The following is a 16675-nucleotide window of genomic DNA, read 5'->3' as shown; positions in this document are numbered from 1 at the left end:
CTGTGACGCTCGCTGGATGGGGAGCGTGTGCGCCATGGGAGACCGTGCAGCGTGGATCAGTCTGGCGGCTACGGCCGCGATCATCGTCGCATTGACCGTCGGCACCTGGTTTCTGCTGAAACGCCTGGTCAGGTTGCTCTCGGCGCGGCGCGGCGCCGAACCGGAGGTCTGGAATCGGATCGATGCGTGCCGCAGCCCCGCGGTCGTGGTGCTGTTTCTCGTCCTGATTCGCACGTATGGCGCTGTGCTGGAGCTTCTCACGCACGGCAACCACTGGATCGGCGTTGTGCTCGGACTGCTGGTACTGCTGTCGTTCGGGTGGCTGGCCAGCCGCGGGGCGGCCGTGCTCATCGCCGTGATGGCGGTACGGTTCACCCACTCGACGGGTGATGATCATCAGCGCCTGAACCGAATTCGGACGCAGCTGGGCGTTTTCCAGCGCGCCGCCTCGGCCTTGATCTGGCTGGCGACGCTGATCTTCGCGCTGCTGGACTTCCCGTCCACCCGCGCCCTGGCCACGAGCCTGTTCGCCTCGGCGGGGCTGCTGGGCCTGGTGTTCGGACTCGCCGCGCAGAGCACCCTGGCGAATATGATCGCCGGCCTGCAGATAGCCTTCGGCGACTCCGTCCGCATCGACGACACGGTCCAGGTGAACGGCAAACACGGTGTGGTGGAGGAGATCACGCTCACCTACATCAGCATCCGGATGCAGGACAACCGCCGAATGATCGTTCCGGTAACGGATTTCGTGAACCAGCCGTTCGAGAACTGGACCCGCAAGAACAACAGCGCACACGTCGACAGCTACCTGTACGTCGACCACGCGGCGCCCCTGGAAACCCTTCGCTCCCGCCTGCACGACATCCTCGCAACCAGCGACCAGTGGGACGGTGAAGAGGGTTCGCTCGTGATCGCCGAATCGGACCGGGACTGCTTGAAAATCAAGATCACCGTGAGTGCGCCGTCGCTGCACCAGGCCACCCGGCTCGGCGAGCAGGTTGCCGAGCAGCTGACGCTCTATCTGGTTCGGGAGATACCCACCGCGCTGCCTCGGGAGCGTTAGGCGCTGTCCTGTTCGTCCAGAGCAGTCGCGGGCTGCTCCCGGTCGCGCACGTCCGCCTCGGCCGCGACGCCGGCCTTCCTACTCGATGAGTTTTCCGGTCCCGGTCGAGCTTCCCAGCCGGCCATCGGACAGGGATCGGACTCGATGTCCGCGCAGATATGGCCGGCGGTGATGTCCGCGCCTTCCCCGGCCTGCCGGACCGCGTGGGTTCGTCCCCGGCCCGCGCCGGCGATGAACGAAACTTGTTCCCGCATACCGCCGGTCGCCTTGCGCATCGTCACGGCCCCGGCGAAGTCGATGGTCAGAGGGTCCGGAACAGGCCGCCGTCGACCAGTACCTGAGCGCCGTTGATATAACCGGCGGCCGGGCTGGCCAGGAACACGCACAGCCCGGCGATGTCCTGCGGAACTCCGATGCGTTGCATGGGATTCATCGCGGCGGCGCGGGCCTGCGCTTCGGGGCCCCAGGCCTTGGAGATGTCGGTGTCGAAGGCTCCGGGAAGCACGAGGTTGGCGCGCACCTTGGGCGCCCACGCTCCGGCCAGAGCCAGGGTGAGTGCGTTGAGCCCCGCCTTGGCCATCGCGTACGGGAGGTCCTCCACGCCGGGGCGCAGGGTGCCGGCGGTGGTCACGTTGATGATCGAGCCGCCGTCGCCCTGGGCCATGCGCGCCCCGAACAGGGCCGACAGGCGGAACGGGCCGCGGGCGTTGACGGCGTGGACCTTGTCGTAGAGTGCCTCGGTGACCGAGGACAGGTCATCGTAGACCGGCGACATGCCCGCGTTGTTCACCAGCACGTCGCAGCGCCCGAAGGCGTCGTACACGGCGTCGAAAAGCGCCTCGGCGGCCTCCCACCGGCCGACGTGGCAGCCGACCGGCAGCGCGCGACGCCCGGTAGCGGCCTCGATTTCCCTCGCGGCCGCTTCGCAGTTGTCCAACTTGCGGCTGGCGATGACGACATCGGCTCCGGCCCTTGCGAATTCGGTCGCGACGGCGCGTCCGATGCCACGGCTGCCGCCGGTGACGACCGCGACCTTGCCGGTCATATCCAATTGCGCGGCGAGTCCGCCGGACGGAACGCTCGGATCGAGATCGGACACGGTATCTCCGTTTCTGATTATGCTGCCGCCTGCGCAGCGGGTGGTTCTCATCTGGTCGTTATGGTCGCTTTCGGCGGGCGTGGAGTCCAGAACGCCAGCCCAAAGCTGCTCATCTCGAGGCTGTGTGCATCTGGATTCGGCACGATGCCGCCCATTCGGCCAGGCAATCCTCAACACGCATGGCATTCCGCCACCGCTATGGCCGATTCGCGGAGACAGCCGCCCAATCTGCCGATCATGCTGCGCTGACCTGCTGTTTTCGCGATACAACGGCGGAGACGATAGACTCGGGCGGCCGAAAGGTACGCCGCCTTAGCTCAGTCGGTAGAGCGCTTCACTCGTAATGAAAAGGTCGGGGGTTCGATTCCCCCAGGCGGCTCAATTCTCCCTGGTAGGGCCCGTTTGAGCGTCGATGATGTTGACCTCGGACGGTCGAAGTTCCAACTAACTCCCTCCGGACCGCAGGTCACGACTCTCCGCTGACAGTGCGGTCCAGTGCATCGACGGCCGCTCTGTGCGCCTGTCCGCGTGCCATGTAGCGCTGTTGGGTCATCGCCGGGTCGACATGTATCAGCACATCCGCCGTCACATGCCGACAGGCCCGCATCGTCCAGGATTGTCGCGACCGCACCACGGACGCTGTGCGCTGTAACGTCGTCCTGGATGCCGAGCGCATCGCGTACCCGCTGTCACTCGTGACCGACGTTTTGAGGATCGCGCAGTGTCCATACGCCCGATGGAAATACCAGGTCCAGAACTTTCACCTCGGCGGAAGGCGGGGATTTCAGCCGACGTGCCGCCAGAGTAGCTTTGCGCCCCTTCAGCATCTCGACGGCGAAGGCCCGAAGGGCAATCACTCGCTTGCGGTTCTTCGGAGTGGAGGGCGAAGGTCTGGTGCGGGTCGATAAGGACGACGATCCGACATTGATCTGGAGCGTGGGACCTTGCAGACCAGCGGAAAAGTAATCTCCGACCAGAGCAGGCCGAGAATCCGACTGCGGCGCAGTCCTGTCGCGGCCAGCAGAGTTACCCAGTCGATCGGATGACGGGGTTTTGCTCTGTGCTCAGCCGAGCGTGATTTTCAAGCCTGGGTCGCCGCCGTCGAATGTCACTGCCGCGCCGGTCGATTGAAGCATTGCGTCCAGGATCATCATTCCGTTCTGAAGCGCCTGCATCGAATCGACTCCGGCCATAGACCCGGTGATCGGCTCGTCACCGATGCCGGTGATCCGGTACGGGCATACCCAGCCGAGCGCATGCATCCGGGGCGCGGCCAGATCCACGAGCACCGGTGCGCCGGTGGCTTTCAGGTTCAGCTCACGTCGTGCGATCGGCTCTCCGAACTCGCCGTAGTTGTTCAGGCTCAATTCGTCAGCGGTCATTGCCGAACCCTAACCCCGCGCACCGGCGGGCCGGAAGCCAGATTCAGATGCTTACCCGCGAGGCAATCCGAGTACCACTGCGCGGCCTCCCGATGGCACTGAGCTGCCCGCCGGGAGTCGTCGTGATACGTCTCGCTGCACTTCGATGCCATCTGCTGGTATTGCTGATCACACCACTCTTTCACCGGCCCCGGCACCCCGTCGTGCGACGTCTGCACTCCGACCGGACATTGTTGCGCCGCAACGGTGTCCGCCGACCAGGCCACCCCGCCCACAGCGTGCGCCGGGCCGGTGCCGACCGTAAGCGCTGGGCTCAGCCCCACCAGCACAGCAGCTAAGCCGAGACCTATACATATATTCATCTGTCCCCCTTGGGATTTCGATGGTCTCCGTACTTCAGAGCATCGCGAAACCGAACGATTACCTCGACCGGTAACAGTTCTGCCTTAGCTCCGTCAGCCAACTCCGGGGCCATGTACGAACCTGGTTCGGAGCGCTGGTCGAGTATCGTCACGCCCGCTCAGCCTTTGATGCCGGGAACCGAATCATGTTCGCCCCCTGCAGTTTCGGTTTTGGTCGGGCATCCCACCGGATATGTCGGCAAGCTCTCGGTCCGCTTTGCGGAGTAGCTCCGCATAGTCCGGATACGTCAACTCCAGCGCCCGCAAAGGTGTGCCCCATGTGCGTATCGTCGTGGTTGGCGTCCGGATCTCCCGGACCGCCAACGACCGGTCCGGAGCCACGAACCACACGCACCACACGTCGCCGAGTTTGGTGGTCGCCATCGGCTCAGTCCTTCCTCGGCCAGAGCATCACAGCGAAGAACGCCACCAACGGCACCGCGAACGCAACGCTGATCCCGATCATGCGATATCCGGACATTCACCAGGGTCGAATGCTCGTGCGTCGTTGCAAGACTGTCGGCGCTCCAAGTACACGCCGGTACCCGGAGCGCTATCGGGGGACTCTTGCACTTCGAGCACTCCACCGGGAAACATGTAAAGCCTTGTGCCCCTGCCCTGTTCGTATTCGTAGCTGGTCCGATCCGAGATCGACTCACCGGAGGGAACTTCGTTCCCGTCTGTGCTCATCTCAACCCCTGTAGTAAGTCGCTGGAAAGCCACCCGGGGCCGGGCCTCTCGTCACCAACCCCGGGCGCTGATTCGAAGGTATGAACAACCGCCGGACGCTAGAACCGTGCCGGGGACGTTTTCGAAGACACTTCAAACGTCCCGAATGCCCCCTAGCCTTGAGGGTATGGCTCAGCAGAGGCTGGAAACCGCAATCCTCAGATCAGGGCTCAGCTCTGCCGAGCTAGCCGACAAGGCAGGCGTAGACGTGAAGACAGTGAACCGGTGGCTCGCCGGTCGTACACCACACCGCCGGACACGGGTCCGGGTAGCCGAACTACTCGGCGAAACCGAAGAGACGCTGTGGCCTGCCGCTAGGCCGGACACCCAAGCCGGGGCACCCGCTACCGCTGAGGTTCTGGGCGCTTACGCGCACCGCTCCGAGATACCTAACGATCTCTGGATTTCTTTGGTGCACAAGGCAACCCAGCGGATAGACATCATGGGGTACGCCTATCCGTTCGTGCTCGAACTACTGCCTAAAGCCTCCGAAATGATAGCCGCCAAGTGCCTAGCCGGGTGTGATGTCCGGTTAGGGTTCGCCGACCCGGGCTGTGACCACGTAGCCGAACGCGACACCCTCGAGCAGATGAACGGCACGCTTCCGGGGCGGATACGCAATGCGTTGTCCATGCTCGGACCGTTGCCGGATACCCCAGGGTGCCGGGTAGGTCTGCACTCAACGCACTTGTACAACTCGGTTTTTCGGTTCGATGACGAGATGATCGTCACCCCATATCTGTTCCGTGCCAGGGGATACCAGCACACCGCCTTGTACCTACGGCGGTTATCCCCTTACGGGATATTCGAATCCTTCGCGGACCAGTTCGAGCAGGTATGGCAAACCACCCTGCCGTACACCGAAGGGGGCTCTCGTGGGCTCACGGCGTGACTACTACAACGATCCGCAAGCGCCGGAACCGAACTCACTGAAACCGGGTGCCTCCGCTCTGGTCGTAGACGACTCCGGCCGTGTGCTCATGCAGCGACGCGGGGACTCGGGTAACTGGTCTCTGCCGGGCGGGATCATGGAGGTAGGGGAAACGCTCTCCGAGTGTGCGGTACGCGAGACTCGGGAAGAAACCGGACTCGATATCGAGATCACCGGGTTGCTCGGTATCTACACCGACCCTGCACACGTGATCGCATACGCCGACGGAGAGGTTCGGCAGGAGTTCGCGGTTGTCTACTACGGCAGGGCGACCGGTGGAACCCTCAGTGTCTCAACCGAATCCACATCGGTGGAATTTCTCACACTGGAAGAACTGGAATCGTTGCCGGTGCACCCTACGGTGCGCCTTCGGTTGCAGCATCATGCAGAGAACCGGGGCGTGCCGTACCTGGGGTGAACGCTCGCAGTCCTGACCGGGCGGGGCGTTCGTATTGGGCCGTGGAGATTGCCGACAGGTGGGGAGTGCGTGGGGCACGTTGCGGGCGGCGCTGATCAAGGAATCGGCGAGTGCTCGAGCTGCGGGACCGGCTCCACGCGGCTGAACTTCGAGCATTCGGGGCAGTCGGCTATCAGGGGGTGGCTGCAGGTGGTGAGGTGGGCCAGGAAGGTGTCGGTGGCTTGCAGGAGGTGCATTTGGGCTTGTAGTTCGGCGCGTTTGGATTCGATGAGGGTTATGCGGGTGGGGCGGGGGGTGGTGCCCAGGGTGCGGATTTGGTTCAGGGAGAGGCCGGTGCGTTGGAGGGTGCGGATGAGGCGGGCTGTGTCGAGGCTTTGCTGGGTGTAGGTGCGGTGGCCCGCGGGGGTGCGAGGCGGGTGTAGCAGGCCTACGGATTCCCAGTGGCGTAGGACGTGGGCCTCGATGCCGAGGATCGCGGCGGCGTCGCCGATGCGCAGGGTCGGTTCGGTGGTCACGGTCGCCTCCTTGACTTCATGTCGACATCAAGTATTAGCGTTCCGGCATGTCGAAAACAGTTCGCAGTCCAAGTCTGTTCGAATGTTGCTCCGCCGCAACGGGATTGGTGCGCGGGATGGTGCGGCCGCGCAGGCCCGACGAGGCTTTCCTGCGATCGATCACCGATGCGGGGTTGCCGGTCGCGCGGCGCACGGTCGAGATCACGACCCTGGAGCAGGTGCCGCGTTCGGTGCCGACGGCCATGGTCGTGGAGGGGCGGTTCGAGCCGAAGCGGATTCGCAATTCGCTCACCTCGTTCGTTGTCCGGCATCCGGAGGCCACCTTCCTGGTGGATCCGAGTTTCTGCCTCGACGCCGAGCGCCGGGCCATCGCCGAGTTGCCCGCGATCCTGCGGGTCGCGGTTCGGCCGCCCGCCGGCACGATCGCGACGGTCACCGCCTTGAATGGCGAAACACAGCTTCCCGCACCGGATTTCGCGCTGCCGACCCATGCGCACTGGGATCATGTCTGCGGTCTGCTCGACTTTCCCGGGCTGCCGGTTCACCTGCACGGCGACGAACATCGGTGGATAACCGAGGGAGTGGTCGCTCCGGTGGGCGGGGTGCGCGACTCGTTGCGCGATCGTCCGCTGGAGCGATTCGACCTCGACGGGCCGCCGGTACTCACCTTCACCCGCAGCCACGACCTGTTCGGCGACGGCAGTGTGGTGCTCGTCGATCTGGCCGGTCACACCCCGGGCAGCATCGGGATCCTGTGTCACGCCTCGAGCGGCTGGGTACTGCTCGCAGGCGATGCCGCGTGGCACCACCTACAGATCGAGGATATTCGCCAGAAGGCCAGTTACCCAGGGCTTTTCGCGGATGCGGACCGCGACGCGACCTTCCGGACGCTGCACCGGCTGCACCTGGCCCGCAACACGGTGACCATTGTCCCGACCCACGATCACGACGCGAGCAGCCGGTTCGCGACGCACCGCATCGATCCCGCGCGGGCGCTGCCGTGAATTCGACGATCACCGCTCGTGCGGCGATCCCCGACATCGCGCGACGGCCACGCAACTGGGCCGCCGGTAGGAGATCCCTGCCGGCGGCCCAGCTGCTCTGGTTGTCAGGCGTAGGTGTAGGAAACGCCGTTACTGGTTCCGCCTCCGGTGGTGACGGTGACAGAAACCGTCCCGGCCGGCTCGGCGGGGGTGACCGCGCTTATCTGGGTGTCGGAGTCGACGATGAACGAGGTCGCCGGTGTGCCGCCGAAGCTCACCGCGGTCGCGCCCGTCAGGGCCGTCCCGGTGAGGGTGACGGCGGTCCCGCCGGCCGTCGTGCCCGACGTCGGAGCGACCGTGGTCAGGGTGGGAACCGCGGCATAGGTGAAGGCGACGCCGTCGACGGTTCCGCCCGAGGTGGTGACGGTGACGAGCACCGTCCCCGCCGACCCGGCCGGGGTGACGGCGGTGATCTGGGTGGGTGAGTCGACGGTGAACGAGGTCGCCGGTGTGCCACCGAAATTCACCGCGGTCGCCCCGGTCAGGGCCGTGCCGGTCAGCACCACGGTGGTCCCGCCCGCCACCGGCCCCGAACCGGGGGCAATGGCGGTCAGGGTGGGAACCGCCACGTAGGTGAACGCGACGCCGTCGACGGTTCCGCCGCCCGTGGTGACGGTGACCAGCGCCGTTCCCGCCGGTCCGGCCGGGGTGATCGCGGTGATCTGGGTGTCGGAGTCGACGATGAACGAGGTCGCCGGTGTACCACCGAAGCTCACCGTGGTCGCCCCGGTCAGGGCAGTGCCGGTCAGCACCACGGTGGTCCCGCCCGTCACCGGCCCTGAACCGGGGGTGATGGCGGTCAGGGTGGGAACCGGCACGTAGCTGAACGGCACTCCGTTACTGGTTCCGCCCGCGGTGGTGACGGTGACCAGCACCGTTCCCGCCGATCCGGCCGAGGCGATCGCCGTGATCTGAGTGGGCGAGTCGACGGCGAACGAGGTCGCCGGTGTACCCCCGAAACTGACCGAGGTGGCTCCGCTCAGAGCCGTCCCGGTCAGCACGACAACTGTCCCGCCGGTCACCGGTCCCGCATTCGGCGCCACCGCGGTCAGGGTGGGAACCGCGGCATAGGTGTACCCGATGCCGTTGCTGGTTCCGCCCGCGGTGGTGACGGTGACCAGTACCGTCCCGGCCGATCCGGCCGGGGCGACGGCCGTGATCTGGGTGGGCGAGTTGACGGTGAACGAGGCCGCGGGGGTCCCGCCGAAGCTGACCGAGGTGGCGCCCGTCAGTGCAGTCCCGGTGAGTACGACGGTCGTTCCGCCGGCCACCGGACCCGAGTTGGGAGCGATGCCGGTCAGGACGGGAACCGCGGCATAGGTGTAGGACACGCCGTTGCTGGTGCCGCCCGCGGTGGTGACGGTGACCGCTACCGTGCCCGCCGGTTCGGCCGGGGTGACGGCGGTGATCTGGGTGGGCGAGTTGACGGTGAACGAGGTCGCCGGTGTGCCACCGAAACTGACGGCCGTCGCTCCGGTCAGTGCCGTTCCGGTCAGGATGACGGTCGTTCCGCCCGCCACCGGACCCACGTTCGGTACCACCGTCGCCAAGGTGGGAACCGCCACGTACGTGTACGCGACGCCGTTGCTGGTTCCGCCCGCGGTGGTGACGGTGACCAGTACCGTCCCGGCCGATCCGGCCGGGGTGACCGCGGTGATCTGGGTGGGCGAGTTGACGGTGAACGAGGCCGCGGGGGTTCCGCCGAAGCTGACCGAGGTGGCTCCGGTCAATGCCGTTCCGGTGAGGATGACGGTCGTTCCGCCGGTCACCGGTCCGGCGTTCGGCGCCACCGTGGTCAGGGTGGGAAGCGCGGCATAGGTGTAGGAGACACCGTTGCTCGTTCCGCCCGCGGTGGTGACCGTGACCGCTACCGTGCCCGCCGGTTCGGCCGGGGTGACCGCGGTGATCTGGGTGGGCGAGTTGACGGTGAACGAGGCCGCGGGGGTTCCGCCGAAGCTGACCGAGGTGGCTCCGGTCAATGCTGTCCCGGTGAGTACGACGGTTGTCCCGCCGGTCACCGGTCCCGAGTTGGGTGCGATGGCGGTCAAGGTGGGAACCGCCGCGTACGTGTACGCGACGCCGTTGCTGGTGCCGCCCGCCGTCGTAACGGTGACCAGCACTGTCCCCGCTGACCCTGCTGGTGCAACGGCCGTGATCTGAGTCGGGGAGTTGACGGTGAACGAGGTTGCCGGTGTGCCGCCGAAGCTGACCGAGGTGGCTCCGGTCAGGGCAGCCCCGGTGAGCACCACGGTGGTTCCGCCGGTCACCGGCCCTGCATTGGGAGCGATGCTGATGAGGACGGGGATCGCGGCATAGGTGTACGCGACGCCATTGCTGATTCCGCCCGGGGTGGCGACGGTGACCGCCACCGTGCCCGCTGACCTCGCCGGGGTGACGGCGGTGATCTGGGTGGGTGAGTTGACGGTGAACGAGGTTGCCGGTGTGCCGCCGAAGCTCACCGCCGTCGTACCGGTCAGTGCCGTCCCGGTGAGCACCACGGTTGTCCCGCCGGCCACCGGGCCCGCGTTGGGTGCGATGCTGGTGAGGGTCGGAACCGCCACGTACGTGTACGCGACGCCGTTGCTGGTGCCGCCCGCTGTGGTGACCCTGGCAAGCACTGTCCCCGCCGTATGAGCGGGCGTCACCGCCGTGATCTGAGTGGGCGAGTTGACCGTGAACGAGGCCGCGGGGGTCCCGCCGAAACTGACCGAGGTGGCACCCGTCAGCGCCGTCCCGGTGAGTACGACGGTCGTCCCGCCGGCCACCGGCCCCGAACTGGGAGTGATGCTGGTGAGTGCAGGGGCCGCGACGTACGTGTAGGGAACGCCGTTGCTGATTCCGGTGAAGCCGGTCACGGTGACCTGTACCGTGCCGGGTAGCCCCGGAGGGGCGACGGCCGTGATCTGCGTGGCGGAATTGACGGTGAATACCGTTGGGATGATGCCGAATTGCACCGTGAGGGTTCCGATGAAACCGGTGCCGGTGATCGTGACGCTCGTGCCCCCGGTCGTGGGACCCGAGGTCGGAGAGATGGACGTGATGGTAGGCATTGGTGTCGGCCTCCCCTTGCTGCTGTAGTGATGATTCTCGGGGTAGCGGGCCCGCTCCTTCCAGTAACGTCCTGAGATCGGTTGTCCGGCAAGGGTTTTGCGGTTCGCTTTCGTCCACTTTCGTCCGTTTTCGTCCGCTCGGATTCCGCCGGGTGTCCGCGGGTTTCGCCACATCGGCGTAGCCGAGGGCGATTCCGGCGCAGGGATCGCTACTCGATCAGCAGATACTGCAGATGGGCCGTATCGTCGGAGTTCGCACCGACATCGACTACCGCGACGAATTCGCGGTCACCGGCGCGTCGCTGCAAGGGGATCCAGAAATTGGCGAGATACCAGCTTGCCCCGGTGGTACCGCGCGGGCCCAAGCCCGCACAGAATATCCAGTATCGGTCGGGGTGTAGATCCGGGCTGGGGCGCACCCGGGCGATGATGCCGATGTTGTGGTCCGGGCTCGAGCCGAACCGGCTGCCGTCCGCCAACTCCAGCTGCTCGAATTGTGAACCGTCCTCGGCGACATTGCCTTCGAGAGTGAACAGTGGATGCTCGACACTTTCCAGATACAGACGTGTGCAGTCGTTGCAAGCCAGCCCGAAGCTGATATAGGGACGGTCGCTGTGGGCGACGACGTACCGATCGCTCCGGACTTCGGTCAAAATTCCGGTGCGGCGCTGGAGCGCGGAAAACATGTACAGCAGGCCGCGAAATTCCTTGTCCGGTAGCGCGGTCAGCACATCCGAGCGGTGTTCGGCCGCGTATGAATGGGCCTTCCGCTCGAAGGTGTATCGATGGGGAATTTCGGCAGTTCGGAATGCTTGCCCCTGCCGCAGCGGCAGTTCGAAGCTCGGGTAAACGAGAGTGATCCCGCTGGTGACCATTTCGGTCCCGAGGAATGCCTCCAGTTCGATATCCGTTCCGGGGAGGCCCAATTCGTGTGCTCGAGCGGCGATCGGTACAGCCTCGGTCATCTGGAACAATCGCTCGATCGTCCAGCCGGGGAACATTTCGAGCAATACGCGGCAATGGTAGTCGCGGGGAAGGCCGACCATTCTTCCCGAAAGCCACCGATAGAACTGTGTCTTCGCCGGTCCGTAACCCGGAGGGATAGGAGGATCGAGCCGCGCGGCGTGCCTGTCGTATGCGAGCAGAAAATCCGAATGAGTCTTGAGATGCCGCTCGGCCAGCAGCATCTTCAGAACAGTAGCCATTGAAACCCCCTTTGCCACCTCTGCAGCCGCTCTGTAACGGCGCCTCGACCTGGAATCGCACCCCGGACAGACCGCACATCCTGTCCGGGGCGGGAGTACTTACTCGGACACGGGAGCAGGAGCCTTCGTTGTCGACCTCACCCACCGCGGCGTCGACGAGCTGTGCCGTCCTCGGCTCACCCACGCTGACCCGCAACGAGTTCCGTGTCCGGTTCGATGGCGCGCGAGGTATCTGCGGTGCTGCCGATGAAAGCCGGCGCAGTGGACGGTCTCGAGCCCGGTCGAAGCGGGTACCGCAAAGCGACAGGCTCCGTTGCCGGTTCGGTCCGCGGAGACGGGCCCCGAGCTCGGCGAGAGGGAGGTGATGGTGGGCATGGCACTGCCTCCTTTGTCGCGATGGTGTTTCCGCTACTGCATCTGGTGGTCGCCCCGACTCGATTAATGGCTAGCTATTTCCATTAAAATCCCCCGACCATGTTGCGGGGCAACGCATCCGATCCGTTTTCGTCCCTTTTCGCATGTCGGCCCGGGTCGAAGCCGCAACGACCACACCGCCGGGCTGGAGCTGCTACGCAGCGTGGCGTGTCTCGAGCGGAGGGTGTTGCGCTGAGCCGCGATGTTCGTCGGATCCGGCTATCACGATAGCGTTCGGCGGGGATCGCCTGGCTGTAAACGTCGTTGCAGACATCCTCGGGGCGCTCGCCCGGGTACGCGGCGGCCATCCGCCGACTTCGATCCGAACCGCCGTCCGGCACTGGGTGTTTCACTCGTCACGAGAAGCCGGGCGATTCACCGGGCGGCTTCGTCTCCCTGACGGAGCGGTGCGGTTACAGTTCCCAGGTGCCCTGGGCGGGCCAGCCGCCGTGTTCCCTGTGCCGCGCCTCCGCCCAGGCGATCACGGTGCCCGCCAGGGGGCCGTTGCCCTCGCGCTGGAAGGTCTGCTTGTCGATGGTGAGGTCGTACTCGGCGTTATCGGCCGGCGGTGTTGCCAGGGACAGCGCCCGGACGTGGTAGCCGATCGAACCGGGAGTTTCCCCGGTTCGATGGATGGTCACCCGCCACTGCGGCGGGTGGACCTGTCTGCCGTTGGGGCGCAGGCCGTTTCGTTCGGTGGTCGTGTAGTCGTCCGCGACCGCATCGACGGACCAGCTCGGATACTCGAGCACCACCGCTGTTCGCGCGTCGATCAGCAGGTTCGCCCGGCCGAGACCCCGGCCCGCCCGGATCTGTTCCTCGGTCGGTTCCGGCTGGCAGATCCAGCCGTGCTGGAACCGGTAGATCCGCCATTCCCGAGCGTCGGCGGGAAATATCTCGGTCAGGTACGCGCGGGTGTGTTCCCGGGTACTGAGGTCTGGCATGTGCGGCTCCTTGTCGGGGCGAGCAGGTTACGCGGGCCTGGTCGCCGTCGTGCGGGTCAGCCGGCGGGTCCGGCCGGTGTGGGCGTGCGGGGCGCGAGCAGGTATTCCAGATGTGCCGACCTGTTCACCAACCAGGCGGGCGGGTGGTCTGAGGTGGCGCCGCTCTGCGGGTCCCACCACACCGGCCCCGGCGTGCGGTTCGGCGCGACGGTCGCCGGGTAGACGATCACCGTGGCATGGCCGATATCGCCGAGGACGGGATACCCGCTCGGGTGGAACAGCGGTTGCCCGGTGATCGGGTCCTGCTTCTGCCAGATGTTGTGGACCAGCGCCGCAGAGCCGGGGCCCTGCTGCTTCATGTATTCGTGCAGTGCCGCGAACTGCCTGTCCATGTCACCGGCGGACAGGAAGCTCCGGATCGGGCTGCCGAGGAAGTTCTGGGCGCGCTGCATGCCGCCCGCCTCACCCCAGCGGTCGTCGAGCCACCGCGGCAGTGCGACCTGCGGATCGCCCAGGAAGCTCGCCAGACCGGCCAGCGCCGTATCGATGCAGTTGTTGTTGCGGCCGGGTTCGCTGATCCCGCCGGCGTTGACGAGTGTGCCGTAGTCGTTGTCGCGCGGGTCCGCGCCGACCAGGAACCGGTCGCCGTCGCGCAGGGCATCCTCGACATCGTGCTGAAAACTGTTGTCCTCCAACGGTTGCAGGTAGTCGATTCCGTAGTGGCGAGTGTTGCCGAGGCCGGTGAGCCGGGATGCGGTGAGTGCGCGGGCCATCGCGTTGGTGAGGTGCCGCAGATCCTCCGCGCTCAATCCGTCGGGGTCCGAGGTGCGCGGCAGGCCGAGGTGCTCGCGCAGGTGCTCGGTGAATGATTCGACGGACATGTCCGGATGCCATTGGCCGTGGTCGTGACCGATGGTGATGTTCAGGTGCGCCGAGGCGATATCCGCTGGGCTCTGTGTGGCCACGAGGTCGACGTGCAGCAGTTGCATCGGCTCCAGGATTTCGCCGCGTCCGAACTCCGAATCCGTTGCCAGATGGGCTCTTTGCCAGAACTCTCGGGCCTGCTCGGGAGTGACGCCCGCGCCGAGGTCGGTATGCATGACGATCCGCGCCACCGCGACCGGCGCCACGAGATCCTCATCGCCGGCCCGTTCGTACCGGAGGTGATCGAAGGAGGCCGCGGCGCTGCGCGGATTTGCCGCCACCGGCGTGGCGGGGCCGATGGGTGTCGCTGTCCGGAGCATCGCACGCCGCTCCCGGGCCTGTTCGAGGACTGCTCGTCGATCCTCGGACAGGCCGTGGGCGGGCGGGGCGCTGCCTTCGGACGATGGTGAAACTGGTTGCGGCAGTCGCTGTTCGGCAACAGTTGCCGAATCCCCCGGTGCGGGGACGAGTGTGTCCGTTGCCGGGGCTCCGGGTGCGGCGGTCGACGGCGATGTGCTCACGGGCCGGTCATCGAGAGCCGGGAAGACCGGTCGCGCGGAGCCCGGGTCCGCGGCGCGGGCCGGGTTGCCGAGTTCGGTTTCCGGGTGCGATGTGACGCGCTGTTCGAGTGCCGCGAGTGTTTCCGGGACGGAGAGCACGTGGGTTCGGGCGTCGGCCGGTGCGTTCAGGTGGGTGAGGACCTCCTGGATCAGCATCGGTGACCTGCTCAGGGCCGGGTCGAAGACCTGCCAGGCGGCTACGTCGCCCTCGACGGTGTGCACGAGGTTGGCGGTGTACCGGCCGATGGGCACGGACTGTTGCGCGGACACGTTGCGGCGCAAGGCATCCGGCACCGTGGTCGGCGCCCGCATCCCCTCGGCGGTGAGCACGAGTGTGCGGGGATGGGTGCCCTGGCGGATCAGCGCCGACGCGATCAGATCGGCCCGTTCGGCCGACCCGACCTCGGTGGTGAAGGGAAGTTTGCTCAGTGCCTGGATCCAGTCCGTGGCCGTATCTTCCAGGACGGGGGCCGGGTCCGCGTCCCTCGGCCGGGCGAAGGCGTGGTCGATGTAGTCGTGTTCGCCGGGCAGGGCGGTCCGCAGATCATCGCGCAGTTCGCGGCCGCCGGTGGCGGTCCGGTACGCGGATTGGACGGGCCACAGCGCGTGCGGATCGCGGTCCAGCTGCGTGACCATCGTCAGTGCGGCGAGGGGCTGTCCGGAATCGATCCGGTCGCGTATCGCGTCGGTGTATGCGCGCAGCGCCGGGCCGTTCTCCAGGTGCTCGGGCACCGCGGGCACGGATGCGGGAATCGTCGCGGGTTCCCAGCCCATCAGCTGCCGCACCCGGGATGCCTGCGCGGCCGACAACCGGTCCGTCTCGTGGGCCTGCTGCACCGCGGCGGCCAGCGGAGTGGTGTGCCCGATCCGGTAGACGCCATCCAGGAAGGCCGGATCGCGTTGCGCAGTGGCATGCCGCAGCGTGTCCAGCATCGCGGGGAAGTCGATCCGATCCGCGCCGTGCAAGGCGGCGGCGAGCTGGGAGGCGTATTCGTGGTCGGAGTCGGTATCGCGATTACCCACGATGAAGCGGTGGAATTCGGTGGGCAGGTGCGATCGCAGGAATCGCGCGAGTGCCGGGTTTTCGTCGACGAGTCCGACTCGTGCCGGGTTGCCCGTCGCATGGGAATCGATGATGGCGAGGATGTCGGTCTCGACCGGTGCCGCGCCTTCGGCCTGACGTGTGCGCAAATAGTCCTGCACCGCGTCGCGGATCTGCCCGCCCAGGGTCCGGCGCGCCATGATGTTCAGGCTCTGCAGCAGACGCTCGTCGGTGTCGGCGTCCGCCAGCGTCCGGTCGAGTTCCCGCAACGATTCGGGGCGGTGCACGTCGTCCTCGCCGCGTGCGGGGAGCAGGCGTCCGGGGGCCAGGGCCATCGCGTGCGCGTCCGTGACGACCACGGTCTGATCGCGCAGATATCCCTGCTGCGTCCAGCGCATCCAGGAGCGGTCTGCGGCGTCGTCCGCGGCGCGCCGTGCGGCGAAGGTTTCGATGACCCGCTCGGCCGGTCCCTCGACGCGCACTGCCCGGCCGGGATCGAGGTGGAGTTTCGCGAGCCAGGAGTTCTGGCTCACCGGTTCGCGGGCGACGGCCGGATCCCAGACCATCCACTCGGGGACACCATCGGGGTTGCGGGTGTAGACCAGGTTGGCGACGTGGTGCCGCCAGTTCAGGAGCTTGGCGGTACCGTCCGGCAGGGCCTGGCTCATTCGCAGGTCCTCGCCGTTGACGAGGATCTTGCGTGGCTGGGTGCCCAGCGAAATCAACTCCAGCGCAACGTGATGCGCCAACTGGACGCATCCGGTGTCGAGATAGCCGTGCGGCATCGGGTGGTCACCGGACCAGTGCTCGAAGGTCATGGTGTCGAGGTGCTCGAACCATTGCCGGGCGGTGTCCCACTCCACCGGCACCCGCTCGTCGTCCGAGGCCCAGGACGTTTGCCGCTCAGCGGATTCGGCGAAGATGTGGTCGAGATAGTCCTTGTCCTCCGGCAGGC

Annotated in this window: 12 protein-coding genes and 1 tRNA gene (1 of these 13 running past the window's edge); 5 read left to right on the top strand and 8 right to left on the bottom strand. The window is 66.4% G+C overall.

The features are described 5' to 3' along the window. Nucleotides 1-34 precede the first annotated feature (34 nt). Entirely contained in the window at nt 35-1063 is a 1029-nt protein-coding gene (locus AC5WS7_RS12110) for a mechanosensitive ion channel family protein (RefSeq protein WP_495954559.1), read from the top strand. Here AC5WS7_RS12110 and AC5WS7_RS12105 read toward each other — a convergent pair. Together AC5WS7_RS12105 and AC5WS7_RS12100 are read right to left on the bottom strand one after the other, a co-directional pair. Beyond that, complete coding sequence (locus tag AC5WS7_RS12105) at nt 1060-1317, bottom strand: hypothetical protein (RefSeq protein ID WP_495954558.1); 258 nt, start codon at nt 1315-1317, stop codon at nt 1060-1062. The genes AC5WS7_RS12110 and AC5WS7_RS12105 overlap by 4 nt on opposite strands. A 47-nt stretch (nt 1318-1364) precedes the next feature. Continuing rightward, complete coding sequence (locus AC5WS7_RS12100; RefSeq protein WP_495955151.1) at nt 1365-2108, bottom strand: SDR family NAD(P)-dependent oxidoreductase; 744 nt, start codon at nt 2106-2108, stop codon at nt 1365-1367. Between the two features lie 360 nt (nt 2109-2468). Between AC5WS7_RS12100 and AC5WS7_RS12095 the strand changes: the two genes are divergently transcribed. Continuing rightward, nucleotides 2469-2541 (top strand) — tRNA-Thr (locus AC5WS7_RS12095). Nucleotides 2542-3226: 685 nt separating this feature from the next. On the opposite strand, the gene AC5WS7_RS12090 is transcribed toward AC5WS7_RS12095, so the two are convergent. Then, nucleotides 3227-3544, bottom strand: a complete 318-nt coding sequence (locus AC5WS7_RS12090) for a DUF6968 family protein (protein ID WP_495954557.1) — start codon at nt 3542-3544, stop codon at nt 3227-3229. Nucleotides 3545-4801: 1257 nt separating this feature from the next. On the opposite strand from AC5WS7_RS12090, the gene AC5WS7_RS12085 reads away from it, so the two are divergent. Then, nucleotides 4802-5566 carry a helix-turn-helix domain-containing protein gene (locus tag AC5WS7_RS12085; protein WP_495954556.1) on the top strand — a complete coding sequence of 255 codons (765 nt, stop codon included), beginning with the start codon at nt 4802-4804 and terminating at the stop codon, nt 5564-5566. Then, nucleotides 5550-6023 (top strand): NUDIX hydrolase, encoded by a 474-nt coding sequence (locus AC5WS7_RS12080; protein ID WP_495954555.1) that lies wholly within the window; start codon nt 5550-5552, stop codon nt 6021-6023. The genes AC5WS7_RS12085 and AC5WS7_RS12080 overlap by 17 nt, the downstream gene beginning before the upstream one ends. Nucleotides 6024-6118: 95 nt before the next feature. On the opposite strand, the gene AC5WS7_RS12075 is transcribed toward AC5WS7_RS12080, so the two are convergent. Next, nucleotides 6119-6538 (bottom strand): MerR family transcriptional regulator, encoded by a 420-nt coding sequence (locus AC5WS7_RS12075; RefSeq protein ID WP_495954554.1) that lies wholly within the window; start codon nt 6536-6538, stop codon nt 6119-6121. Between the two features lie 47 nt (nt 6539-6585). On the opposite strand from AC5WS7_RS12075, the gene AC5WS7_RS12070 reads away from it, so the two are divergent. After that, a complete protein-coding gene (locus tag AC5WS7_RS12070) occupies nt 6586-7542 on the top strand; it encodes an MBL fold metallo-hydrolase (protein ID WP_495954553.1) in 957 nt (318 codons plus the stop codon). A gap of 104 nt (nt 7543-7646) precedes the next feature. On the opposite strand, the gene AC5WS7_RS12065 is transcribed toward AC5WS7_RS12070, so the two are convergent. The 4 genes from AC5WS7_RS12065 to AC5WS7_RS12050 all read right to left on the bottom strand — a co-directional run. Next, a complete protein-coding gene (locus AC5WS7_RS12065) occupies nt 7647-10631 on the bottom strand; it encodes a beta strand repeat-containing protein (protein ID WP_495954552.1) in 2985 nt (994 codons plus the stop codon). A 209-nt stretch (nt 10632-10840) separates the two neighbouring features. Beyond that, a complete protein-coding gene (locus tag AC5WS7_RS12060; RefSeq protein WP_495954551.1) occupies nt 10841-11836 on the bottom strand; it encodes a hypothetical protein in 996 nt (331 codons plus the stop codon). An 827-nt stretch (nt 11837-12663) separates the two neighbouring features. After that, nucleotides 12664-13194: an SUKH-4 family immunity protein gene (locus tag AC5WS7_RS12055; RefSeq protein ID WP_495954550.1), complete on the bottom strand. Its 531-nt coding sequence runs from the start codon at nt 13192-13194 to the stop codon at nt 12664-12666. Between the two features lie 56 nt (nt 13195-13250). Then, a protein-coding gene (locus AC5WS7_RS12050) for a toxin glutamine deamidase domain-containing protein (protein ID WP_495954549.1) crosses the window boundary here: on the bottom strand, nt 13251-16675 show its end. It continues 26659 nt past the right edge of the window; 3425 of the gene's 30084 nt are visible here — the last part of the coding sequence; its start codon lies beyond the right edge, outside the window; its stop codon occupies nt 13251-13253.

Source organism: Nocardia sp. PLKS1-43, assembly GCF_059510335.1.
Note: the sequence above shows the minus strand (reverse complement) of the source record. Positions and strands in the feature narration are given on the sequence as shown.